This window comes from Pseudomonas sp. Pseusp9, from assembly GCF_059491265.1.
In genome coordinates this window covers 1685203-1709598 of record NZ_CP168500.1, presented here as the reverse complement: position 1 = coordinate 1709598, position 24396 = coordinate 1685203, and the positions used below count along the sequence as shown (strand labels likewise).

The following is a 24396-nucleotide window of genomic DNA, read 5'->3' as shown; positions in this document are numbered from 1 at the left end:
TATGCGCATACAGTATCCGATCAACACCGAATAAGCCAAGGGGATCAATCGCAAAGTTCGACAGCCGGGACATGCCGCCAGTGCAAGAACGCTCAACGCAGGAACGTCACCACCTCATCTGCACTGAACGGCCAGCCCAGTTCAGCACCGGTATCGACGCGTCGCAGCACCGGAATACGCAGGCTATAAGCTGCAAACCACGCTTCATCGTCAGCGATATCCACCAGTTCCACCAGCAGACCGCGCTCGACAAATTCCATCAGCATGGCTTCGGCGACTTCACAGAGATGGCATCCAAGGGTGCCGAACAGCTGACATTCGGGAAGCATGAGCGCTCAACCAGATAATGAAGTGACCATTCTAGGCCTGCCCCGAATAACCGTCGAGCCATTGAGCCCCCTGCCCTGATGCCACCGACGATGAAGTGACCCGTGTCAGTCCTGGCTCACGGCGCCGATCTTGTGGATTGACAGGTCCGCGCCGTAATACTCCTCTTCCTGGCTCAAGCGCAATCCATGCAACGCCTTGATCGCGCCGTACACCGCAAACCCGCCGGCCAGTGCCACAATGACGCCCAGTGCAGTGCCGATCAACTGGCTGATGAGACTGACCCCACCCAGCCCGCCCAAGGCGCCCTGGCCGAAAATGCCGCACGCAATGCCACCCCACACGCCGCACAGGCCATGCAACGGCCACACCCCCAATACATCGTCGATGTGCCATTTGCCCTGCGCCGCGGTAAAGCACCAGACAAACAGCCCCCCCGCGATGGCACCGGTGATCAGCGCCCCCACCGGATGCATCAGGTCGGATCCGGCACAGATTGCCACGAGCCCCGCCAACGGGCCGTTGTGCAGAAAGCCAGGGTCGTTGCGCCCGACGACCAGCGCCGCCGCCGTACCGCCAACCATGGCCATCAACGAGTTCACCGCCACCAGTCCACTGACACCTTGCAGGGTTTGCGCGCTCATGACGTTGAAGCCGAACCAGCCAACAATCAGGATCCACGAGCCCAACGCCAGAAACGGAATGCTCGATGGCGCGAACGCAACCAGCCGACCGTCGCGATAACGGCCATTACGCGGCCCGAGCAACAGCACCGCCGCCAGTGCCAGCCAGCCGCCCATGGCATGCACCACCACTGAACCGGCAAAATCATGAAAGCCGGCGCCAAAGCGCTCCAGCAACCAGGCTTGCAAACCCAGGTTGCCGTTCCAGACCATGCCTTCGAAGAACGGATAAACGAACGCGACAATCAACGCGGTTGCACACAATTGCGGGGCAAACCGGGCGCGCTCGGCGATCCCTCCGGAAATGATCGCCGGAATCGCCGCCGCAAAGGTCAGCAGGAAGAAAAATTTCACCAGCCCATAACCGTGATCGGCATTGAGCACGGCCGCTGGATGCATGAACGTCACGCCATAGGAGATCCAATAGCCTATAAAGAAGTAGGCCAATGTCGAAACAGCGAAGTCGCTGAGGATTTTCGACAACGCATTGACCTGGTTTTTCTGTCGCACGGTTCCGACTTCGAGAAAGGCAAAACCGGCGTGCATGGCCAGGACCATGACTGCGCCGATCAGAATGAACAGCGTGTTGGAGCTATGGACCAGGGTGTCCACAGCGCTTTGCAGATTTTCCATGGGATGGGCAGACCTTATGGCAGAAAAAAGCACCAAAGCAGTTCGCGATGACCGCCCATGCACCAAGTTGCGGCTTCGAAGCATCAGCGCACTGATCGCGTTTGAACCACTTTGGCGCACGGGCACCATCCAGGAAAAACGCGCCCTGGACGTTTACGCGAGTTTTTGATTGTTGGTCCTACGGTTTTACTGAAATCATGCCCGGCTATAGCGCAATGGTGCGGACCGGCGCACCACGACACAGCAAGAGTTGTACCAGTCATTTGTACTGAACCTTCGCCGAAGGCTCATACTCGAACGCATCAGAAAGCCACTTATGGAGATCACCCATGGCCCGCACCCAGGCAAAGACTGCTCAAGAAATCCTGATGAACGACTTTCAGACACTGGTCAGTGACACCGAGCGGTTGCTGGAGCACACCGCAACCCTGGCCGGCGATCAGGCTGACGAGTTGCGCGAGCAGATTCACGACAGTCTCTTGCGTGCCCGTGAAACCCTCAAACTGACCGAAGACTCCCTGCGCGAACACGGCAAGGCTGCGGTCACCGCCACGGAGGACTATGTCCAGGCCAACCCTTGGCAATCGGTCGGGATCGCGGCCGGCGTGGGGTTCCTGATCGGTCTGCTGGCTAGCCGGCGCTGATATGTCGATAGGTGAATCCGGCCCGTCTGAAACGGGAACCAGCTCATCTTCACGGCGCCTGGGTGCTGCCTTCCTTGGGTTGCTGCACAGCCATGTCGAACTGTTCGGCATTGAACTGCAGGAACAAAAAGCCCGCACCGTCAGCCTGTTGCTGTTTGCCGGGCTGGCGCTGGTGTTTGCATTGCTGTTGCTGGTAGGGCTGTCGACGCTGGTGCTTATCGTGTTCTGGGACACGTACCGCCTGACCGCCATCATCAGTCTCTGCGTGTTCTACGCCCTCGCCGCCATATTTTGTGGAATGCGCTTGAGAGCGGCGATTTTCGATGAGTCCTCGCCCTTTCACGGTACGCTGGAAGAGCTGGCCAATGATCGGGAGCGCCTGCTGCCATGAGCCTGCCTGAATTGCCACACAACAGCTCCCGCGCGGAAATGCGCAAGGCCCTGATCCGCCTGCGCATGGAAATGCATCGTCAGGAAATCCGCCACGAATCCGCGCAGCTGCTGCAACCTTTAAAACGCATGCGCGGGATGACGCAGAGCCTGCAGGACGGTTTCGGCATCAAACACGCCCCCCTCTGGGGCGTGGCCGCCGTCACTTTGCTGGGCTTTCTGACCGGCAAGGGTGCAAAAAACGGCGGCGGCCTCAGCGGCCTGACCCGCCTGATCCGCCTCGGCACGACATTGGGGCCGCTGATCAAACTGATCATGCAGGGCTCTTCGCGCAAAGACTGATCAGTATCTTTCTGGATGCACTCCTGCAACGTCTACGGGATGCGTCCCTCTATCGAGGGACGCATCCCGCAGGCCTGCTGCTCATCGATATCGACACCTCCGGGGTGTAGTTCCGCTTGCAGGTCATGGCGCGAAACGGGAAGCTAGGTCATCAGTCACCTGACGGAGAGCCCCCGCCTTGGATTGGCACACCCTGCTTACTCGCGAACGTCTCGGAAAACCTCTGCACAGCCCTGAAGAGCTTGGCCGCAGCCCTTTTCACAAAGACCATGACCGCATCATTTTTTCGGGAGCTTTCCGCCGCCTCGGGCGCAAGACCCAGGTCCATCCGGTATCCAGCAATGATCACATTCATACGCGCCTGACCCACTCGCTGGAAGTCAGTTGTGTGGGTCGCTCGCTGGGCATGCGGGTCGGCGAAACCATCCGCAATGCCCTGCCCGACTGGTGCGAACCCAGCGACCTGGGGATGGTTGTGCAATCGGCTTGCCTGGCACACGACATCGGTAACCCGCCTTTCGGCCATTCCGGTGAAGACGCGATCCGTCACTGGTTCCAGCAAGCTGCCGGCCGTGGCTGGCTGGATGCAATGAGTGAAGCCGAGCGCGATGACTTCCTGAATTTCGAAGGCAATGCCCAGGGCTTTCGGGTACTCACTCAACTGGAGTATCACCAGTTCGACGGCGGCACCCGACTGACGTATGCAACGCTGGGCACGTACCTGAAGTATCCATGGACGGCCAGGCACGCCGACTCGCTGGGATACAAGAAACACAAGTTCGGCTGTTATCAGAGCGAGCTGCCGCTACTGGAGCAGATCGCCCATAAACTCGGCCTGCCGCAGCTGGAGGAGCAACGCTGGGCGCGGCATCCGCTGGTGTACCTGATGGAGGCCGCAGACGACATCTGCTATGCGCTGATCGACCTGGAGGACGGCCTGGAAATGGAGTTGCTGGAATACGCCGAAGTCGAGTCACTGCTGCTAGACCTGGTGGGTGATGACTTGCCGGAGACCTACCGCCAGCTCGGTCCCGGCGATTCGCGCCGACGCAAACTGGCGATCCTGCGTGGCAAAGCCATCGAGCATTTGACCAATGCCGCGGCCCGCGCCTTCGTCGAGCAACAGGATGCGCTGCTGGCCGGTACATTGCCCGGCGACCTGGTGGAGCACATGCACGGGCCCGCCAAGCGTTGTGTGCTGAACGCCAAGGACATGGCCCGCAAGAAAATCTTCCAGGACAAGCGCAAGACCCTGCACGAGATCGGCGCCTACACCACGCTGGAAATCCTGCTCAACGCCTTTTGCGGAGCAGCGCTGGAGCAGCACAACGGTCGGACCCCGTCGTTCAAAAGCCGGCGCATCCTTGACCTGCTGGGCAACAATGCACCCGACCCTCGCGGCCCATTACACACGTCGTTTTTGCGCATGATCGATTTCATCGCCGGCATGACCGACAGTTATGCCAGTGACATGGCCCTAGAAATGACCGGACGCGCCAGCCACTGAGGCGTATCGACTGATCAGCCATTACGGCATTCGTTATGGCTGATCCCCCTTCAAACTCCAACAGCACTCAAGTTTCGTCGAAACGCCCTACAACATATGGCGAGCAAACTGATCGCTTGCCCGGCACTCTCGCGAAACAATCGCCCTCCTTTCTGTTCGACAGATGAAGTGCACCCATGGCCGAACACGATCTACGCATCCTCGTGGTGGAAGACCACCCCTTCCAACTCATAGCCACTCGATACCTGCTGGAAAGTTATGGTTTCACCCGACTGACGACCACCGACAGTGCCAAAGACGCCATGCAGCAAATGCTCGGGGCTGACCAGCCGTTCGACATCCTTTTATGCGATCAATGCCTGCCCGATCTGACGGGCCTCGAACTGGTCCGCTTCGCCAGTCAGCGAAGACTGATCAGACAGGCGATCATTCTGAGTAGCCTGACGACGTCTGAACTGGATGAACTTGTAAAAACGGCTACTGAGCACGGCCTGCCATTACTGGGTTACTTGATAAAGCCATTGAAACAATCTGAATTCAGAGACTTGTTGACCTCAGCAAAAAAGTAGAAAAAGACACACTTGAAAACCGACAAATACACAGCGCAAAACTTACAAGCAACTTCCTGTTAAAGCACCCACCAGCGCTAAATTTTCTTACCCTTCCTAATAAGAAACCTAGTTAATACGTAGTCCAATTCTTTTTAATATGTAGGAGTTTTCCTATATTGCTGCTACAGCTCAGTCCATTCATGCGTCCCTCCAAGTATCTGAGCTAAGGTGCGCGCTTTATTTGAGCTCGCATGGGACTTGATTATGAAGTCCGTTTTTATTGTCGACGATCACCCGGTTATCCGCCTTGCCGTTCGAATGTTACTGGAACATGAAGGTTACAAAGTCGTCGGCGAAACTGATAATGGGGTCGACGCCATGCAGATGGTTCGAGAATGCATGCCGGACCTGGTCATTCTCGACATCAGCATTCCAAAACTGGATGGCCTGGAAGTACTATCCCGATTCAACGCAATGAGCACCCCTCTCAAAACACTGGTTTTGACAGCGCAATGTCCAACACTTTTCGGTATTCGCTGCATGCAATCCGGTGCATCGGGCTATGTCTGCAAACAAGAGGACATCAGTGAACTGGTCAGTGCCATAAAAGCGGTGTTTGCCGGTTACAACTATTTTCCGAGCGAAGCCTTGAACCCTGTCCGCGGAGATGAAACACGCTGCATCGAACTGGAACTGTTCAAATCCGTAAACGACCGGGAACTGATGGTCTTGCAACTTTTTGCCCAAGGTCGCACAAACAAGGAAATCGCCAAGGGCATGTTTTTGAGCAACAAGACCGTGAGTACCTACAAAAAGCGTCTCATGCAGAAACTCAAAGCCAAATCCCTGGTTGAACTTATCGAGATGGCAAAACGTAATGCACTAGTGTGAGAACCTGGATGCCCAACCGTTTGAAGGTCTTTCTGATTCAAGTGACCGCAGGTCTATGCGTGAGCACCTCATTGTTCGGGGCACCGGGCAATGAACACTACAGGCTGCTCAGCCGATCGAAGGCCGGGACGCTGGAGGTTCGACTGGATGAATCCCAGCGACAATGGATAAAACGCAAGAATCAACTGACGCTCGGGACGTCAGCCCCGGACTATCCCCCTTTCGACCTGACCACCAGCGGTCAGGACTATGAAGGGTTTACCGCCGATTACGCCGGTTTTCTGGAAAAAACAACCGGGTTGCCCGTCAAGGTTCAGCGCTTCGATTCCCGAGGGGCCGCGATCGCTGCACTGGAGAGCGGCGAAGTCGATCTGCTTGGCACTGCCAATGGATTCGAAGCTGGCAATGCCGACATTGCACTGTCCATACCCTATGCCGTCGACCAACCTGTGCTGGTGACCCGCGAAGGGGAAGCCCGATCCCTCACCGATGGCCTGGCCGGATTGCGCCTGAGCATGGTGTATCACTACTTGCCGCTGGCAGAAGTCGCCGCGTTGTACCCAAAGGCGATCATCACGTCCTATCCGTCCTACCAGAATGCGATCAACGCTGTCGCTTTCGATCAGGCGGACGTGTTTCTCGGCGACACCATTTCAACTCACTACATGATCAACAAGGGGTACTTGAACAACATCCGGATGGCCAACTTCGGCAAACAGGAAGCCTATGGTTTCAGCTTTGCCGTTAACCGGAACAACCCCGAGCTGCTTGGCATCATCAACGCAATGATCAGGGCCATCCCCGCCAGTGAACGAGAAAGCATCGCCAAACGCTGGAGCGCCGGCAGCGACATTCTGCTGACCGATCAAAAGCTGCAACTCACCGACCGGGAAGAACGCTGGCTGGCGCACCACCCGATAGTGCGCGTCGTCGTCAACGAAGCCTTCGCGCCACTGACGTTTTTCGATAGCAATGGCAACTTTCGCGGGGTCACCGCAGATCTGCTCGAGCTGATCAGGCTGCGCACCGGCTTGCGCTTTGACATCCGGCACAGCCGCAGCGATGACGAGATGATCAAACAGATCAAGGCCAACAAGGCCGATGTGATCGCCCCATTGCTCCCCAGCGCCCAACGTCAAACCCAGCTGAACTTTACCCGCCCCTTTCTGGAAAATTCCTACGTCCTGCTGACCCGCAAAGCCGCCGACAGCCCGACCAACCTCAAACAGTTGCAGGACAAGCGCCTGGCCATTGCCCGCGGCAATCCACTCATGGATTACCTGCGCAAAGAGTTTCCCCGGATCAGGTTGATCGAGACCCAGGACACCTTCAGTGCCGTAGAGTTACTCGCCGAAGGTCAGGCCGAGGGGGCGGTGAACTCACTGATCATTGCCAATTACTTCATTTCGTCGCGGCTTTTCGAGCACACACTGCAAATCAGCACCACCATCGGCACCGAGCAGGCCGCATTTTCCCTTGCCACCGCTCAGGGTGCAAAAGAGCTGAACGCGATCCTCGACAAGGCTTTACTGAGCATCTCACCGGAGGAGCTGGGCATCATCAACAGTCGCTGGCGCGGCTATTCGGCGTCCTCGCAAAGCACTTGGCGCAACTATCAAAGGCTGTTCTATCAAATCGTCTTCGGTGCAGGCGCGCTATTGCTGATTTCCATGGCGTGGAACGACTACATGCGACGCCAGATCAAGCAGCGCAAGGCCGCAGAACGTGCGTTGAACGATCAGTTCGAGTTCATGCGATCGCTGGTCAATGGCACGCCCCATCCGATCTACGTACGTGATCGCCAGGGGCTACTGCAAAGTTGCAACGACAGTTACCTGCAAGCGTTCTGCGCCAGGCGTGAAGACGTGATCGGCAAAAGCGTCATGCAGGGATCGATGAGCAATGTATTCGAAGCACGGGAGTACCAGGCTGACTACCAGCGTGTGGTGGCCGAGGGCAGACCGTTGATTGTCGATCGCGAGCTGCATATCGGTGGCCGGCGATTGACGATTTATCACTGGATTCTTCCCTATCGGGATTCCAGCGCAACAGTGCAAGGCATTATCGGTGGCTGGATCGACATCAGCGAACGGCGGCAACTGCTCGATGATCTGCGTTGCGCGAAAGAACACGCCGACAACGCCAACCGGGCCAAAAGCACGTTTCTGGCAACGATGAGCCATGAGATCCGCACGCCGATGAATGCAATCATTGGCATGCTTGAACTGACACTCAAGCGTCTTGATCATCAGCATCCTGAACGTCCGGCCATCGATGTCGCGTACAACTCGGCGAAAGGGTTGCTGGAGCTGATTGGCGACATTCTCGACATTGCCAGAATCGAATCGGGACGCTTGAGCCTGAGCCCGGAGCGTGTCAATCCGGGTGAACTCGTGGCCTCGGTCGTGCGGATTTTCGATGGCCTGGCGCGGCAGAAGGAACTCGAACTGGTGCTGGAGTTTTCATCGGCCCACCCGACCTTCGATGTGTTGCTGGATCCTTTGCGCTTCAAGCAAGTGCTATCCAACCTGATCAGCAATGCCATCAAGTTTACGGAGCAAGGCCAGGTCCGGGTCATAGTCGACCTGCCCCCGGCAACACAATCCGAGCGCGTGCAAATGCGGGTGCAAATTCACGACAGTGGTATCGGGATCAGCGAACAGGATCAACAGCGCCTGTTCGAACCCTTCGCTCAGGCCGACAACGCCATGCAATCGGCCAGGGGAGGCGCTGGGCTTGGACTGGTGATAAGCCGCAATCTCTGCGAGATGATGGGTGGCAGTCTGCAATTGCACAGCGAGCCGGGCGTCGGCACCAAAGTGGAATTGCTGCTGCAACTGGAAGCGTTACCACTGCTGCAATCAGCCCAGGTGGCCGAAACGCAAATCGTCGTCGCCACTACCCCATTGAATGTTCTGGTAGTCGACGATCACTCGGCCAATCGCTTGCTCACGTGCCAGCAACTGGAGTTTCTTGGGCATCGATTTACCGTCGCGGCCGACGGCCAGGAGGGACTCGAGGCATGGAAAGACCAACCGTTTGATCTGGTGATCGCCGATTGCAACATGCCGGTCATGAACGGTTACGAGCTGACCCGAGCCATTCGCCAGCATGAACGACAAAACCTTCGTCCTCCCTGCACCGTTCTCGGCTTTACCGCCAACGCCCAACCGGAAGAAGTACAGCGCTGCAAACAAGCCGGAATGGACGACTGCCTGTTCAAACCCCTTAGCCTCGGTGCCTTGAGTCAATGGGTGCAAGGCATTGAACCCACCCATGCAGCTGCGGCGTTCAGCCTGCAAGGGTTGAAGCTGCTGACCGGGGGAAACCCGATGTTGAACCGGCGATTGCTGAACGAGTTGGTGAGCAGCAACCGCCAGGATCTGCAATCGCTGCTGTCGCTACCCAGCTCCGGGGATACGCAGGCGCTGCAGGACATTGCCCACAAAATCAAAGGCGCAGCCAGGATAGTGCAGGCCTCCCGCCTGATCGACCGCTGCGAGGCGCTCGAAGCAGCCTGTCATGAGGACTTCGACCGCGAAACAGTGGCTGGATGCTGCAGATCCATGGAGCGCGCCATGCTGGAGCTGGAGGACGCGTTGTTACGTCAGATCAAGCATTACGACGAAAGCAAAGTGAAAGAGCCTTAACTATGCTTGGACCCTCGGCAGTGTGTTGACCATCATGGAGAAGCCCCCAATGCCTGACCCACTGCGCACCGATCCACGCCGGTTTCCACTGCATGTCCATATCAGCGTGATGTTCACCTTCCTGTTGTTGCTGACCGGAGTGGTACTGGGGCTTTTCAACTACCGGCAAACCACGCAAATCATACTGTCCAGCAGTGAGAAACTGTTCAACCGCATTGAGCAGGATGTCCGCCTGGACCTGCACGCAACCTATGAACCCATTCGTCATCTGTTGAGCCTGCTGGCACTCAATCCGGCAGGCCAGTCCCCTGACCTGGAACAACGCCTGGCACTGCTCGAACCGTTCAGCCAGTCACTCGAGGACACCCCCAATCTGGCTTCGCTGTACCTGGGCTACGACAATGGTGACTTTTTCATGGTCCGCCCGCTGCGCACCCCAGAGGTCAAAGCCCTGGTCGGAGCTCCAGACACGGCGGCTTACCAGGTCTGGAGCATCGAGCACACCAGCAGTGGTCAGGCCCACTCCCAGTCCTTGTTTTTCGACCGGAACCTGGCACTTGTCAGCCGTCAGGACAATCTGAATGACACGTACGACCCACGCAATCGCGCCTGGTTTATCAGCGCCCGCAGCGAAAGCGACCAGATCACGACCGAACCCTATATCTTTTTTTCCACCCACAACATTGGCACGACGCTGGCGCGACGCATTGGCGACAAGGCAATCCTGGCCGCTGACCTGACCCTGGCCGAACTCAGCGCGACCCTGGCCAAGCACGTCGTGACCGCCAATACCGAAATCGTGCTGTTCGATGCCCAAGGCAATGCCATTGCCTACCCCGACAGCCGCAGGCTGATCATCGATGATCAGACATCCCGCCTGATCAAGGCGGCGGACCTGAGCCCCAGCCTGGGTGCGTTGCTCGGCAGTCCCCCTCAAGGTAGTCGCCTGAGCGCCGATGGCCGGCAGTGGATCGTGGCCCGCAGCAGCATGCAGGAAGGTGGCCCCCAAGGCCTGCAATTGGCTCTGCTGGTACCGGAAGACGAGTTGCTCGTCGACGCTTACCGGATGCGCTGGCAAGGTGCGCTCATTACCCTGGCAACGCTGCTGTTATGCGTGCCGCTGGGTTGGCTGACATCAAGAGTCCTGGTCAAACCCTTGCGCGCCCTGGTGCAGGAGGCCGATGCGATTCGCAGTTTCGATTTCAATTTTCCGCTTTCCCGGCGCTCGCCGGTGCTCGAAGTCGACCAGTTGAGTGTGTCGATGGCACGGATGAAAGACACACTGGCGAGCTTCTTCCAGATCACTGACAGCCTCAGTGCCGAAACCCGTTTCGCCCCGCTGCTGGAGCGGGTGTTGTTTGAAACCGTGAAAATCGGTCAGGCCCAGGCCGGCCTGATCTATCTGCGCGAAGGTGATGGCCAGCACATGGAACCCCACGGGCTGGTCATCAATAACACCGCCGAAAACCCGCAATCCTTCGACATCCGCGGACACTCGCTCGATAGCGCGCAAAGCCCTCCATGGCTGCACCAGTTGGCAACCGTCGACAATATCGTCAACAATCTGGGTTTCGAGCAGGCGGGTGATCTGCAGAAAATCCTCCTCGCACTGAAAAGTCCTCGGGTCCATCTGATCGGAATCCGCCTGCACAATCGTCACAACGAAACCGTGGGCCTGCTGGTGTTGCTATTGGCCGACAGCGGCGAGCAGAGCGATCTGGACAAACTGCGGCCGGACCGCATTGCGTTTCTCCAGGCGGTGTCCGGCGCAGCTGCCGTGTGCATCGAAAGCCAGCGCCTGCAAGCCCGGCAAAAACAGCTGCTGGACGCCTTCATTCAACTGCTGGCCGGTGCCATCGACGCCAAAAGCCCCTATACCGGCGGCCATTGCCAGCGCGTGCCGGAACTGACCCTGATGCTCGCTCAAGCGGCGGCAGACAGCCAGGACCCGGCCTTCAGTACCTATCAGCCGACCGAAGATGAATGGGAGGCACTGCATATCGCCGCCTGGCTGCACGATTGCGGCAAGGTCACCACGCCGGAATACGTCGTAGACAAAGCCACGAAGCTGGAAACCCTGACCGATCGCATTCACGAAATCCGTACCCGCTTCGAGGTACTCAAGCGCGACGTCTGGATCAGCTATTGGCAGGCCGTTGCCCTGGGCGGTGACGAGCAGTTGCTGGCAGAACTGCGTAATGCCAGCCTGGCTGGGCTGGATGATGATTTCGCCTTCGTTGCCCGCTGCAATCTCGGTGGCGAAGCCATGGCCGACGCAGATCTGCAGCGCCTGCGCCGCCTGGCTGAACGCACCTGGACCCGGACCCTGGATGACCGGCTGGGCGTGTCCTGGGAGGAACACCGACGTCAGGCCCGAACACCCGCCCCCACCCTGCCCGTCAGCGAACCGTTACTGGCGGACAAACCCGAACACCTGTTCGAACGCAACGAAAACGAAGTGATACCGCCAGATAACCCCCTGGGCTTCAAACTCGACGTCCCGCTCCACAAATACAACCGGGGCGAGCTGTACAACCTGAGCACTGTCCGGGGCACCCTGACGACCGAGGAGCGTTATGTCATCAATAACCACATAGTTCAGACAATCCTGATGCTCAATCATCTGCCGTTCCCGGGGCACTTGCGCAGCGTCGCGGAAATAGCCGGCGGGCATCACGAAAAAATGGACGGCAGCGGTTATCCGAAACGCTTGAAGCGAGAAGAAATGAGCCTGCCGGCGCGGATGATGGCGATTGCCGATATTTTCGAAGCGTTGACTGCCGCCGACCGCCCCTACAAAAAAGCCAAGACCTTGAGCGAGGCGCTGGGCATCATGGCACTCATGTGCCGTGATGCCCACATCGACCCGGAGCTATTCGGGTTGTTCATCAATGCACAGATTCATTTGCAGTACGCCAGACGCTTCCTCGCCCCTGAGCAGATCGATGCGGTGGACGCGCCGGGCCTGCTGGCCAAGGCAGGCCTGGCGTCTTGATCAGCAGTCGGTCAGGCGCAGGAAAATCGCCGCCAGCTGTTCGATTCCAGCCTGGTCCTGTGCGGTGAAGCGCGCCAGTTTCGGACTGTCCAGATCAAGCACGCCGATCAACCGGCCATCCTTGACCAGCGGCACCACCAGTTCGCTGTTCGAGGCGCTGTCGCAGGCGATGTGACCAGGGAACGCGTGCACATCCTCAACCAGCTGAGTCTGCAAGGTGGCTGCCGCTGTCCCGCAAACACCGCGCCCGAACGGAATCCGCACGCAAGCGATCTGCCCCTGAAACGGGCCCAGCACCAATTCCTCATTGCGGTTGAGGTAGAAACCCGCCCAGTTCAGGTCATCGAGTTGATTGAACAGAAACGCCGAGAATTGTGCGGCATTGGCGATGAAATCCCGCTCGTCCGCCAGCAAGGACTCCAGTTGCGCGTGCAGCATGCCGTAGCCTTCGAGACCCTGGCCGCTCTTTTGTAAATCGATCATGCCTTGTGCTCCAACAGTTTCAGCCCGACCCAATAACGGGCAAATTGATAGGCGCAACGTCCATTGCGATTGCCCCGGCCGGTGGCCCAACGTACCGCCAGAATGTCCAGCTCTTCGGTGCGCTGCCACGCCAGTCCGGCCTTGCCGGCCAACTGACCGATCCAGTGCTCGACGACGTTCAGGAAGTGCTCCTGGGTAAACGGATAGAACGACAGCCACAAACCGAAGCGGTCCGACAGCGCGATCTTGTCTTCCACTGCCTCGCTGGGATGCAGTTCGCCGTCGACCCGTTTCCAGTTTTCGTTGTCGCTTTCCTTTTCCGGCACCAGGTGACGACGGTTGGACGTGGCGTACAGCAAAACGTTGTCCGGTGCCTGTTCCAGCGAGCCATCAAGGACGCTTTTGAGCACTCGGTAATCGCCCTCGCCCGACTCGAACGATAGGTCATCGCAAAACAGCACGAAACGCTGGGGCAGCTTGCCAATCTGTTCGACCACTCGCGGCAGGTCTGCCAGGTGATCACGTTCAATCTCGATCAAACGCAAGCCGGCTTGAGCGTGCTCGGCCAACAGGGCACGCACCAGCGACGACTTGCCGGTGCCGCGCGAACCCCAGAGCAAGGCATGGTTGGCGGGCATGCCATCGAGGAACTGTCGGGTGTTGCGTCCAAGCTGCTCGACCTGCCGGTCGACGCCGATCAGGTCCGACAGGCGCATGTCGAGGCTGACCTCCAGCGGCATCAGATAACCGCCGCGCGACTCTCGCTGCCAGCGCGCGGCCAGGCATTGGGTCCAGTCGATGGCTGGCCGGGGTGCCGGCAGCAACGGCTCGATACGGGCCAGGACGGCATCGGCTCGTTCAAGAAATGCATTCAATCGGGAATCCACGACTTCTCCTCGGGCACGTTCACAGTAATGATGGTGATACAGCGACGAAATACAGCGTCAGACAACGGGTGCCCCCACGGTACGGGCCTCGCGAGAACATCGGCAGGCAGGCATGATCGACTATGCTTGAGCAGCGAAAGGAAACGAAAGTGGTTCACCCCCCCATGGATATCAAATTCACCAACCGGCTGTCGTTCAAACAGGCCCGGCTTACCGTGCTGGTCGGTTTCATTCTGGGCACGCTGCTCAGCCTGCTGCAAATAAGCATCGATTATGCCAGTGAAGACGCCTCCATCAATCGTGAAATCCTTTCGCTGCTGGAAATCAGCCACAACCCGGCCTCGCGAATCGCCTACAACATCGACGCCGAACTCGCCAAGGAACTGACCCTGGGCCTGCTGCGCTCGCCGGCTATCATCAGCGCGAAACTGACCGACAACAACGGCACTGTGCTGGCCAGCGTCAAGCGACCCGGCATGCAAAACGGCTACCGGATGTTCAGCGACTTCCTGTTCGGCGCCAATCGACAGTTTGAAGACCGACTTTACCTGGATAATTTCCCCAACGATTCCCTGGGTACGCTGCGGCTGAACGTCGATACTTACGCCTTCGGCGACCGGTTCCTGCGCCGGGCCGAAGTGACCCTGCTCAACGGCTTCGCCCGCAGCCTGCTGCTGTCCGGCATCCTGCTGGCGCTGTTCTATGTGATGCTGACCAAACCCCTGGTGCGGGTCATCCGTGAGCTCAGCGGTCGCGACCCGAGCAGTACCGAAACGACTTCACTGGAATGCCCCTCAGGGCACGCCAACGATGAGATCGGTGTGTTGGTCAAGGTGGCCAGCCAGCAGTTCAAAAACATCGCCACCGAAATCCGGCAACGGCGCAACGCGGAAAATCGTCTGACCGAATATCTGGGCCAACTGGAAAACATCGTCTCGGCCCGTACCACCGAGCTCAAGGCAATCAATGACCGGCTGAGCCAGTCCAACCAGGAACTGGAGATCGCCCGCAGTACAGCCCTCGACATGGCCGAAGCCCGCTCGGTGTTCCTGGCCAACATGAGCCATGAAATTCGCACGCCCCTCAATGGCTTGCTCGGGATGATCGCGCTGTCCCTCGACGGGCCGCTGAATGCCGAACAACAGCAGCAGCTGTCGATCGCCCATGATTCGGGCAAAGTGCTGGTGGAATTGCTCAATGATATTCTCGATTTGTCGAAGTTCGATGCCGGTCAGCTCGAACTCGAACACATCCCCTTCGACCTCGGCTCACTGATCGAAGACACCGCCAACCTGTTGTCGCAGAACGCCGCCCCCAGTGTCGAACTGACCTGCCTGATCGATCCGCATTTCCCCCCACTCGTGCTCGGCGATCCGACCCGGGTCCGGCAGATTGTCAGTAACCTGCTGTCCAACGCCCTCAAGTTCACCCGCTTCGGGCGTGTCGACGTGCGCCTTTCGACGCTCGGGGACGGAGTCAGAGTCGAAGTGTGCGATACCGGCATCGGCATCCCTCAGGATGCCCAGGTCAAGATCTTTCAGCCTTTCACCCAGGCCGGTGCCGGTATTACCCGCCAATTTGGTGGCACCGGGCTGGGCCTGGCGCTGACCTACAACCTTTGCGAGGCCATGCAAGGGCGCCTGACGATCAGCTCCGAGTCGGGTTTTGGCAGCCAATTCTGCGCGGACTTGCCATTGCCCGCCCATACCCGTGCAATGCCTGCCGTTCTGCTCAAGGGCAAAGTCGTCGCTATCACGGCCGCCAGCAGCGGGCTGGGCGAATTGCTCAACAGTCTGCTGCCTGGCTGGGGGCTGGACTATGAACGGCGCTCCATGGATGACCCACTGTTTGGCCTGACAGCCGACGTGCTCATCACCGACTGCCCCGAATGTCTGTTCAATTTGCGCCCCACCCTTGGCGCCCCGATCCTGCTGGTCACCGCTTATGGCAACTTCATGCCCGGCGAAGAGGCCAACGCCCTCGCCCCCTTGCAACAACAGGCACGCCCCCTGGCACGCAATACGTTGTATCAGACGTTGCGGCGGATTCTGCAACCGGAAACCCACCCGATCAACGATGCCCGACTCGACACGCAATGCCCGCAACGCCGCGGGCGTGTGCTGCTGGTGGAAGATAATCCGGTCAACCAACTGGTGGCCAAGGGCATGCTAGGCAAACTTGGCTGCGAAGTCGCCACCGCGGCTCATGGTGCCGAGGCCCTGGATCAACTCGAGCAACGGGATTTCGACCTGGTGCTGATGGACTGCAACATGCCGGTGATGGATGGCTATGAAGCCAGCCGGCAAATCCGCCGCAGCGGACGCTGGCCCCAACTGCCCATCGTCGCCCTGACGGCCAACGCCATGTCGGAAGAGCGCGAACGCTGTCGCGCCGCGGGCATGAGCGACTACCTGGCCAAACCCTTCCGGCGAGAAGAACTGGCCGCCCTGCTGGACTTGTGGGTTCCTGCTACGACAGCGCCTTGATCTGCCCCAACAAGTGATCGAGACCATCACGCAAGTCGTTGAGACGATTCAGATCGACCCCGCTGTCGCACAATAGACGCGCCTTGAGTGGCCCGACCTGATCGCGCAAGGCCATGCCGGCCGGCGACAGGCTCAGATGCACTTCACGCTCATCGCGCGCCGAACGCTGGCGCTGCACCAGTTGCAGTTGTTCGAGGCGCTTGAGCAACGGTGTCAGCGTGCCGGAATCCAGGGCCAAACGCTCACCCAATGCCTTTACGGTCGGTTGCTCCGGGGCTGTTTCCTGCCATTCCCAAAGCACCAGCATCGCCAGGTACTGAGGGTAAGTCAGGCCCAACTGATCGAGCATTGGCTTGTAGGCGCGAATGACCGCACGGGAAGCAGCGTACAGCTTGAAACACAGCTGGCTGTCGAGCTTCAGGGAATCGACTGACAAGGTGTTCATTTGAGCAGGGCTTCGATCTCGCGGGTCAGGTCCTGCGGCTTGGTCGCCGGGGCGAAGCGCTTGACCAGTTGCCCATCCTTGCCGATCAGGAACTTGGTGAAGTTCCACTTGATGCCCTGGGACCCCAGCACACCGGGTGCGCGCTTTTTCAACTGCACGAACAGGGGATGGGCGCCGGTACCATTGACTTCGATCTTTTTGAACAGCGGGAAGCTGACACCGAAGTTCAGCTCGCAGAATTCGGAGATCGCCCCTTCATTGCCCGGCTCTTGCTTGCCGAACTGGTTGCAGGGAAAACCGAGCACCACCAGGCCCTGGTCCTTGTAGGTCTGCCAAAGCTCCTCGAGGCCTTTGTACTGCGGGGTGAAACCGCACTTGCTGGCTGTGTTGACCACCAGCACGGCTTTGCCAGCGAAATCTGCCAGGGTCTTTTGCTCGCCCTTGATCGTGGTGCACGGGATGCTCAGCAGGTTGTCGCTCATGATGAAGGCTCCGGATTCGGGAAGATGAGATAAACATAGCGAGCAATTCAATTGTGTGCAATTTAAATTATCGAACGCCAATCCACTACTGTAGGAGCGAGCATGCTCGCGATGGACCAGAGAACGACTCGGGGTACCAGGTTTCCCGCGTTATCGTTGACGACCATCGCGAGCTCGCTCCTACAGGGCTCGCTTTACTCGCGTGGAACGAGGTCCAGGCACACCGAATTGATACAGTAACGCAGGCCGGTTGGTGGCGGGCCGTCGGGGAAAACGTGGCCCAGGTGCGCGTCGCATTTGGCGCAGACCACTTCGGTGCGGATCATGCCGTGGCTGACGTCACGGATTTCGGTCATGGCGCTGTCGCCGATCGGCGCGTAGAAACTCGGCCAGCCGCAACCCGAGTCGAACTTGGTACTGGAGTCGAACAGCGGCTCCCTGCAGCAGATGCAGTGGTACACACCGTTGGTTTTGGTGGCGTTGTACTTGCCGGAAAACGGTCGCTCGGTGCCCTTGAGGCGGCACACGTTGTATTGCTCCGGATCGAGCATCGCCTTCCACTCTTCCAGGGTTTTTTCCAACTTTTCCATCATCACACCTCAGCGGCTGAAAAAGCCCGATCTGTACCTTTTCCACGGATCGGGCGGCACGTATGATTGCGCCTCGTCAAACGCCAGTCTGGCAGCCAGTCCACGCGCATTCAAACGGAAATATGGGTGCTGCATCTCAAGGCGTCAGGCCTGTGTGAATACGCAGGATTCCCAGCACGGTTGTCCAAACGCCGTCTGGATCGTTCATTTTCGGGAACACATCGCCATGCAGGTCAGCAAATCGAACAAGCTCGCCAACGTCTGCTATGACATTCGCGGCCCGGTGCTCAAGCACGCCAAGCGCCTGGAAGAGGAAGGCCATCGCATCCTCAAGCTGAACATCGGCAACCCGGCGCCTTTTGGGTTCGAAGCACCGGATGAAATCCTCCAGGACGTGATCCGCAACCTGCCGACCGCGCAGGGTTATAGCGACTCCAAGGGTCTGTTCAGTGCGCGCAAGGCCGTGATGCAGTATTACCAGCAAAAGCAGGTAGAAGGCGTCGGCATCGAAGACATCTACCTGGGCAACGGCGTTTCCGAGCTGATCGTGATGTCGATGCAGGCCCTGCTCAACAATGGCGACGAAGTGCTGGTGCCTGCGCCTGACTATCCGCTGTGGACCGCAGCTGTAAGCCTTTCGGGCGGCAATCCGGTGCATTACCTGTGCGACGAGCAGGCCAACTGGTGGCCGGACCTGGCCGACATCAAGGCCAAGATCACCCCGAACACCAAGGCACTGGTGATCATCAACCCGAACAACCCGACCGGCGCGGTGTATTCGAAAGAAGTGCTGCTGGGCATGCTGGAACTGGCCCGCCAGCACAATCTGGTGGTGTTCTCCGACGAGATCTACGACAAGATCCTCTACGACGATGCCGTGCACATCTGCACCGCTTCCCTGGCGCCCGACCTGCTCTGCCTGACCTTCAACGGTTTGTCCAAGTCCTATCGCGTGGCCGGTTTCCGCTCCGGCTGGATCGCCATTTCCGGGCCGAAACACCACGCCCAGAGCTACATCGAAGGCATCGACATGCTGGCGAACATGCGCCTGTGCGCCAACGTGCCCAGCCAGCATGCGATCCAGACTGCCCTGGGTGGCTATCAGAGCATCAATGACCTGGTGCTGCCAGCGGGCCGCTTGCTGGAGCAGCGCAACCGCACCTGGGAATTGCTCAACGACATTCCGGGCGTGAGCTGCGTCAAGCCGATGGGCGCGCTGTATGCATTCCCGCGAATCGACCCCAAGGTCTGCCCGATCCATAACGACGAGAAATTCGTCCTCGACCTGCTGCTCTCCGAAAAGCTGCTGGTGGTTCAAGGCACCGCATTCAACTGGCCATGGCCAGACCACTTCCGCGTCGTGACCCTGCCACGTGTCGATGACCTGGAGATGGCCATCGGACGCATCGGCGGCTTCCTCAAGTCCTACCGCCAGTAAGCGGCCTGTCACCGTGCGACGCTCCTGCAGTCGCACGGTGATTCATCCGGCAACACTTTTTTGCATTCCGCCGCTGGCTACCGCTTTGCCCGCCGCCGGGTAACGTCTTGCCCGCTCGCGCCTGACAAAGGCGGGGCTTTCGACATGAACTGACTGACAAACACTTCCTGCACTCGCATCAGAAATGCCCTGCAAGCAGCTAGACTGTTGCCGTAGGACACAGTTTGAAATAGTCACCCGGTTGAATACCCCGGTGCAGCACCTTATATACCCCGCAGTACGCTACATCTTAAGCATGAGGAGATTTCTACAACCATGATGCGCATCCTGCTGTTCTTGGCCACTAACCTGGCGGTCGTGCTGATTGCCAGCATCACCCTGAGCCTTTTCGGCTTCAACGGGTTCATGGCGGCCAATGGGGTTGATCTCAACCTCAATCAGCTGCTGATTTTCTGTGCGGTCTTTGGTTTCGCCGGTTCGCTGTTCTCGCTGTTCATCTCCAAGTGGATGGCGAAGATGAGCACCAGCACCCAGATCATCACCCAGCCACGCACCCGTCACGAGCAATGGCTACTGCAAACCGTCGAGCAACTGTCCCGCGAAGCCGGGATCAAGATGCCCGAAGTCGGTATCTTCCCGGCCTACGAGGCGAACGCCTTCGCCACCGGCTGGAACAAGAACGACGCACTGGTCGCGGTCAGCCAGGGTTTGCTCGAGCGCTTCTCGCCGGATGAAGTGAAGGCCGTCCTGGCCCACGAAATCGGCCACGTGGCCAATGGCGACATGGTTACCCTGGCGTTGATCCAGGGCGTGGTGAACACCTTCGTGATGTTCTTCGCACGGATCATCGGCAATTTCGTCGACAAAGTGATCTTCAAGAACGAAGAAGGCCAGGGCATTGCCTACTACGTCGCAACCATCTTCGCCGAACTGGTTCTGGGCATCCTGGCCAGCGCCATTGTCATGTGGTTCTCGCGCAAGCGCGAATTCCGTGCCGACGAAGCCGGTGCAAACCTGGCCGGTACCGCCGCAATGATTGGCGCCCTGCAGCGCCTGCGGGCGGAACAAGGCCTGCCGGTGCACATGCCCGACACCCTGAACGCCTTCGGCATCAACGGTGGCATCAAGCAAGGCTTCGCTCGCATGTTCATGAGCCACCCACCACTGGAAGAGCGTATCGACGCCCTGGCTCGTCGTCGCGGCTAAGAGGCTCCACCGCAAATGAAAGGCCCGCAGCGATGCGGGCCTTTTTTTTGTCTGCTCGGATAGTGAGCGTTCCTTCAGCCCTCTTCGCGAGCAGGCTCGCTCCCACAGGGATTATGTGTTGGACACAGGTCCAATGTGGGAGCGAGCCTGCTCGCGAAGGGGCCAGCGCTGCTAACCGCTATTACCGACTGGAAACCCGATACACCCGCTCCTCAAGCCGTGTCACACCCGCTTCAAGGAACTTCCCGCTCTCGCTCAAGACATCCTGATCTTCGAGGATCTTCAATCCCCACGAAGCCCCGAACAACCGCTGCACTTCATCATCGAGCACAGCAAATGGCGGCCCGGACATTTCAGCCTGGTCGTAGTCCAGCGTGATCAACACCCCCAGAGAGCCCTTGGGCAGAATCTGTTTCAAATGCGTCGCGTACTGCTCGCGCATCGATGGCGGTAACGCAATCAACGCGGCGCGATCGTAAAGCGCAGTGCAATCTGCGACATCACCAGGCGTCAACGCAAAAAAATCGCCGCACCAAAGCTCGATGGAGCCCGCCCGATAGACATTGAAAGGCCCTTGCTCACTGACGGTCGGATCCAGTTGATGCTCACTGAAGAAGTCCTCCACGGCCTTCTCCGACAATTCGACACCCAGCACCTCATGCCCGCAGTGCGCCAGCCACAACAGATCCAGGCTCTTGCCGCACAACGGCACCAGCACTCGCGTGCTTTCTTCCAGACCCAGCTGTGGCCAGAACCGCTGTAGATGTGGGTTCACCTGCGGAAGGTGAAAGCCGATCTGATTCGACGCCCACTTCTTGTGCCAAAACTCCGGCTGCATAATTAACCCCGAAAATTCGATCAAAACACCCTAAAACTTATATTAGATTTAGATTAATGATCTGACTGAAGATGTTGCATCTTAACTCTCAGGAGCTCATTCATGTTCCCCAGCCTGTACATTTCCCACGGCTCCCCCATGCTCGCTCTGGAGCCCGGCGCCAGCGGGCCGGCACTTGCGCGCCTGGCCGCTGCAATACCGAAGCCCAAGGCCATCGTGATGGTGTCTGCGCACTGGGAAAGCAATGAGCTGCAGGTCAGCGGCAATCCGCAACCGGAAACCTGGCATGATTTCGGTGGCTTTCCCAAAGCCCTGTTCGAAGTCCAATACCCGGCTCCCGGCGATCCACGACTCGCCGCAGAGGTTGCCGAACTATTGAAAACCGCAGGCCTTCCTGCACGCATCGACAGCAATCGGCCTTTCGACCATGGTGTCTGGGTGCCTCTGTCGCTGATGTACCCGCAAGCAGACATCCCGATCGTCCAGGTTTCGCTGCCCACCCGAGGCGGCCCCGCCCTGCAGACCCAAGTGGGTCACGCGCTGGCCAGCCTGCGCGAGCACGGCGTCCTGCTGATCGGCTCCGGTAGCATCACCCATAACCTGCGGGAACTGGACTGGCATGCCGGCCCCGAGAGCGTGGAACCCTGGGCCCTGGCGTTTCGCGACTGGATGATCGAGAAGCTTGCAGCGAACGACGAAGCCGCGTTGCATGACTATCGCGCGCAAGCACCGAATGCCGTGCGCAACCATCCCAGCGACGAACACTTGTTGCCGCTGTACTTCGCCCGCGCTGCCGGGGGTGAGTTCAATGTTGTGCACCAGGGGTTCACCATGGGGGCACTGGGGATGGATATTTATCGCTTCGGTTGACAGGCAGACCGCGTCGCCCCCATCGCGAGCAGGCTCGCTCCTACATTTGATCTGCGGCACCTGTGGGAGCGAGCCTGCTCGCGAAGGCCGCACCGTCGATTGAAAGGCAAAAAAAATCCCCGAACCAGTCGGGGATTTTTCATGTTCGATCAATCAGCCCGAGAGCGGATCAATCTTCGCGGTAGCGACGCAGCTTGAGCTGCTTGCCGGCAACGCGAGTGTCCTTCAGCTTGGTCAGCAACTTCTCAAGACCATCTTCCGGCAGCTCGACGAGGCTGAAGCTGTCACGCACCTGGATGCGACCGATCGCTTCACGCGCCAGGCCACCCTCATTGAGGATGGCGCCCAGCAGGTTCTTGGCCGCGATACCGTCACGCGCGCCCAGCGCGGTACGGCAACGGGCACGACCTTCGCCCAGTGGCATCGGAGCACGACGCTCGCGGTCACCACGCTCAGGACGATCACCGGAACGCTCTGGACGATCGCCACGCGGTGCGTTGTTCGGCACCAGTGGACGCTCTTTCTCGATAGCGGCCAGGTTCAGCGCTTGACCGTTGGTAGCCTTGCGCAGCAGGGCTGCGGCCAGGGCACGCGGGCTGCAACCGATGTCGGCGGTCAGGCGATCCAGCAGATCACCGTGGGTCGATTCGGCATCGGCCACCAGCGGCGACAGGCTGTTGGTCAGTTTCTTGATGCGCGCATCCAGAACAGCCTGAGCGTCCGGCAGGCGAACTTCAGCAACTTTCTGACCGGTTACACGCTCGATCACTTGCAGCATGCGGCGCTCGCGCGGAGTCACCAGCAGCAGTGCACGACCTTCGCGACCGGCACGGCCGGTACGGCCGATACGGTGAACGTAGGACTCAGGATCGTACGGCATGTCAACGTTGAACACGTGAGTGATGCGTGGAACGTCCAGGCCACGAGCAGCTACGTCGGTCGCCACAACGATGTCCAGACGGCCATCCTTGAGGGAGTCGATCACGCGCTCACGCTGGTTCTGGGCGATATCACCGTTCAGCGCAGCGGCTTTGTAGCCTTTGGCTTCCAGGGCACCGGCCAGATCCAGGGTCGCTTGCTTGGTGCGTACGAACATGATCAGGGCGTCGAAATCTTCCACTTCCAGCAAGCTGAGAACGGCCGAAGTCTTCTGGTCAGCGTGAACCAGCAGGTGAGCCTGCTCGATCGCGGTAACGGTCTGGGTCTTGCTCTGAATCTTGACGTGCTTCGGATCGCGCAGGTGGCGTTCGGCGATGGCACGGATCGATTGTGGCAAGGTCGCCGAGAACAGTACGGTCTGACGGGTTTCCGGCATGGCCTTGAAGATGACTTCCAGGTCGTCCATGAAGCCCAGCTTGAGCATTTCGTCGGCTTCGTCGAGAACCAGGTGGTTCACGGTCGCCAGTACTTTTTCGTCGCGACGCAGGTGGTCGCACAGACGGCCCGGAGTGGCGACAACGATCTGTGCGCCATTACGGATTGCTTTCAGTTGTGGGCCCATCGGCGCGCCGCCGTAGACAGCCACAACAGTCACGCCCGGCATTTGCTTGGCGTAGGTTTCGAAAGCGGTTGCAACTTGTAGCGCCAACTCACGAGTTGGGGCCAGGATCAGAGCTTGCGGCTCGCGCTTGGACGGATCAATGCGGTGCAGAATTGGCAGGGCAAAGGCAGCGGTTTTACCGGTACCGGTTTGCGCCTGACCAATCATATCGTGACCGGCGAGAATGATCGGGATCGACTGCTGCTGAATGGCCGAAGGCTCTTCATAGCCGGTAGCGACTACTGCAGCGACAATATTGGGATGAAGTTCAAGAGCGGCGAAGCCGCCGATTTCCTGGGTCATGGGTCTGCCTCTAAGTGCATCCGCAAAGACCCATGCTCCAAAGCTGCACATGCCGTGTTGAGACTCAAGAGTCGCCCTGGCAGCTTTGTCGGCGGGGATTTGCGAAAACGAATGAATGAAAAGAATCGTCAAGGAAGAGTCCGCTGGGCGGACGTGCAGCCGAAGCTGGCTTCGGGGAATTGCGCTACCTAAACGCGGCCCGGTTAAAGGCCGGC

At 58.8% G+C, this 24396-nt stretch carries 21 protein-coding genes; 12 read left to right on the top strand and 9 right to left on the bottom strand.

The window, feature by feature from the left end; translation table 11 throughout:
* Positions 1 to 92 precede the first annotated feature (92 nt).
* Together ACEN8E_RS07750 and ACEN8E_RS07745 are read right to left on the bottom strand one after the other, a co-directional pair.
* Complete coding sequence (locus ACEN8E_RS07750; protein ID WP_085715299.1) at positions 93 to 329, bottom strand: glutaredoxin family protein; 237 nt, start codon at positions 327 to 329, stop codon at positions 93 to 95.
* Positions 330 to 434: 105 nt separating this feature from the next.
* Entirely contained in the window at positions 435 to 1643 is a 1209-nt protein-coding gene (locus ACEN8E_RS07745; protein ID WP_495592090.1) for an ammonium transporter, read from the bottom strand.
* A 329-nt stretch (positions 1644 to 1972) separates the two neighbouring features.
* On the opposite strand from ACEN8E_RS07745, the gene ACEN8E_RS07740 reads away from it, so the two are divergent.
* The 8 genes from ACEN8E_RS07740 (at position 1973) to ACEN8E_RS07705 (ending at position 12613) form a co-directional block, all read left to right on the top strand.
* Positions 1973 to 2287 carry an ElaB/YgaM/YqjD family protein gene (locus ACEN8E_RS07740; RefSeq protein WP_046040614.1) on the top strand — a complete coding sequence of 105 codons (315 nt, stop codon included), beginning with the start codon at positions 1973 to 1975 and terminating at the stop codon, positions 2285 to 2287.
* A 1-nt stretch (position 2288) separates the two neighbouring features.
* Entirely contained in the window at positions 2289 to 2678 is a 390-nt protein-coding gene (locus ACEN8E_RS07735) for a phage holin family protein (protein WP_495592089.1), read from the top strand.
* Complete coding sequence (locus ACEN8E_RS07730) at positions 2675 to 3019, top strand: hypothetical protein (protein ID WP_495592088.1); 345 nt, start codon at positions 2675 to 2677, stop codon at positions 3017 to 3019. Before ACEN8E_RS07735 ends, ACEN8E_RS07730 begins: the two co-directional genes overlap by 4 nt.
* A gap of 178 nt (positions 3020 to 3197) precedes the next feature.
* Positions 3198 to 4526, top strand: coding sequence for a deoxyguanosinetriphosphate triphosphohydrolase (locus ACEN8E_RS07725; protein ID WP_495592087.1), 1329 nt, complete (start codon positions 3198 to 3200; stop codon positions 4524 to 4526).
* A gap of 176 nt (positions 4527 to 4702) precedes the next feature.
* Entirely contained in the window at positions 4703 to 5095 is a 393-nt protein-coding gene (locus ACEN8E_RS07720) for a response regulator (protein WP_495592086.1), read from the top strand.
* A 246-nt stretch (positions 5096 to 5341) separates the two neighbouring features.
* The gene (locus ACEN8E_RS07715) at positions 5342 to 5968 is read left to right on the top strand and encodes a response regulator (RefSeq protein WP_495592085.1); all 627 of its coding nucleotides are present in this window, start codon (positions 5342 to 5344) and stop codon (positions 5966 to 5968) included.
* 8 nt (positions 5969 to 5976) lie between these two features.
* Positions 5977 to 9618: a transporter substrate-binding domain-containing protein gene (locus tag ACEN8E_RS07710; protein ID WP_495592084.1), complete on the top strand. Its 3642-nt coding sequence runs from the start codon at positions 5977 to 5979 to the stop codon at positions 9616 to 9618.
* A gap of 49 nt (positions 9619 to 9667) precedes the next feature.
* Entirely contained in the window at positions 9668 to 12613 is a 2946-nt protein-coding gene (locus ACEN8E_RS07705) for an HD domain-containing phosphohydrolase (RefSeq protein WP_495592083.1), read from the top strand.
* Here ACEN8E_RS07705 and ACEN8E_RS07700 read toward each other — a convergent pair whose 3' ends face one another.
* Together ACEN8E_RS07700 and ACEN8E_RS07695 are read right to left on the bottom strand one after the other, a co-directional pair.
* Entirely contained in the window at positions 12614 to 13096 is a 483-nt protein-coding gene (locus ACEN8E_RS07700; protein WP_008002666.1) for a GAF domain-containing protein, read from the bottom strand.
* Positions 13093 to 13983: an ATP-binding protein gene (locus ACEN8E_RS07695; protein WP_429370880.1), complete on the bottom strand. Its 891-nt coding sequence runs from the start codon at positions 13981 to 13983 to the stop codon at positions 13093 to 13095. Before ACEN8E_RS07695 ends, ACEN8E_RS07700 begins: the two co-directional genes overlap by 4 nt.
* Before the next feature lie 122 nt (positions 13984 to 14105).
* Here ACEN8E_RS07695 and ACEN8E_RS07690 point away from each other — a divergent pair, with 122 nt between their 5' ends.
* Complete coding sequence (locus ACEN8E_RS07690; RefSeq protein ID WP_495592082.1) at positions 14106 to 16469, top strand: hybrid sensor histidine kinase/response regulator; 2364 nt, start codon at positions 14106 to 14108, stop codon at positions 16467 to 16469.
* Here the strand turns inward: ACEN8E_RS07690 and ACEN8E_RS07685 are convergent.
* The 3 genes from ACEN8E_RS07685 to msrB form a co-directional block, all read right to left on the bottom strand.
* A complete protein-coding gene (locus ACEN8E_RS07685) occupies positions 16453 to 16914 on the bottom strand; it encodes a MarR family winged helix-turn-helix transcriptional regulator (RefSeq protein ID WP_495592081.1) in 462 nt (153 codons plus the stop codon). The two genes, ACEN8E_RS07690 and ACEN8E_RS07685, sit on opposite strands and share 17 nt — an antisense overlap.
* Positions 16911 to 17396, bottom strand: a complete 486-nt coding sequence (locus ACEN8E_RS07680; RefSeq protein ID WP_103397834.1) for a glutathione peroxidase — start codon at positions 17394 to 17396, stop codon at positions 16911 to 16913. The genes ACEN8E_RS07685 and ACEN8E_RS07680 overlap by 4 nt, the downstream gene beginning before the upstream one ends.
* 194 nt (positions 17397 to 17590) lie before the next feature.
* On the bottom strand, positions 17591 to 17986 hold the full coding sequence (gene msrB, locus ACEN8E_RS07675; RefSeq protein ID WP_495592080.1) for a peptide-methionine (R)-S-oxide reductase MsrB: 396 nt from the start codon (positions 17984 to 17986) through the stop codon (positions 17591 to 17593).
* Between the two features lie 226 nt (positions 17987 to 18212).
* On the opposite strand from msrB, the gene ACEN8E_RS07670 reads away from it, so the two are divergent.
* Entirely contained in the window at positions 18213 to 19424 is a 1212-nt protein-coding gene (locus ACEN8E_RS07670; protein ID WP_495592079.1) for a pyridoxal phosphate-dependent aminotransferase, read from the top strand.
* Positions 19425 to 19739: 315 nt separating this feature from the next.
* Positions 19740 to 20630 carry a protease HtpX gene (htpX, locus tag ACEN8E_RS07665; protein ID WP_007973520.1) on the top strand — a complete coding sequence of 297 codons (891 nt, stop codon included), beginning with the start codon at positions 19740 to 19742 and terminating at the stop codon, positions 20628 to 20630.
* Between the two features lie 181 nt (positions 20631 to 20811).
* On the opposite strand, the gene ACEN8E_RS07660 is transcribed toward htpX, so the two are convergent.
* Positions 20812 to 21468 carry a thiopurine S-methyltransferase gene (locus ACEN8E_RS07660; RefSeq protein WP_495593287.1) on the bottom strand — a complete coding sequence of 219 codons (657 nt, stop codon included), beginning with the start codon at positions 21466 to 21468 and terminating at the stop codon, positions 20812 to 20814.
* Between the two features lie 102 nt (positions 21469 to 21570).
* Between ACEN8E_RS07660 and ACEN8E_RS07655 the strand changes: the two genes are divergently transcribed.
* A complete protein-coding gene (locus tag ACEN8E_RS07655) occupies positions 21571 to 22338 on the top strand; it encodes a DODA-type extradiol aromatic ring-opening family dioxygenase (protein WP_495592078.1) in 768 nt (255 codons plus the stop codon).
* A gap of 169 nt (positions 22339 to 22507) precedes the next feature.
* Here the strand turns inward: ACEN8E_RS07655 and ACEN8E_RS07650 are convergent, their stop codons facing one another.
* On the bottom strand, positions 22508 to 24181 hold the full coding sequence (locus ACEN8E_RS07650; RefSeq protein WP_495592077.1) for a DEAD/DEAH box helicase: 1674 nt from the start codon (positions 24179 to 24181) through the stop codon (positions 22508 to 22510).
* Between the last annotated feature and the right edge of the window lie 215 nt (positions 24182 to 24396).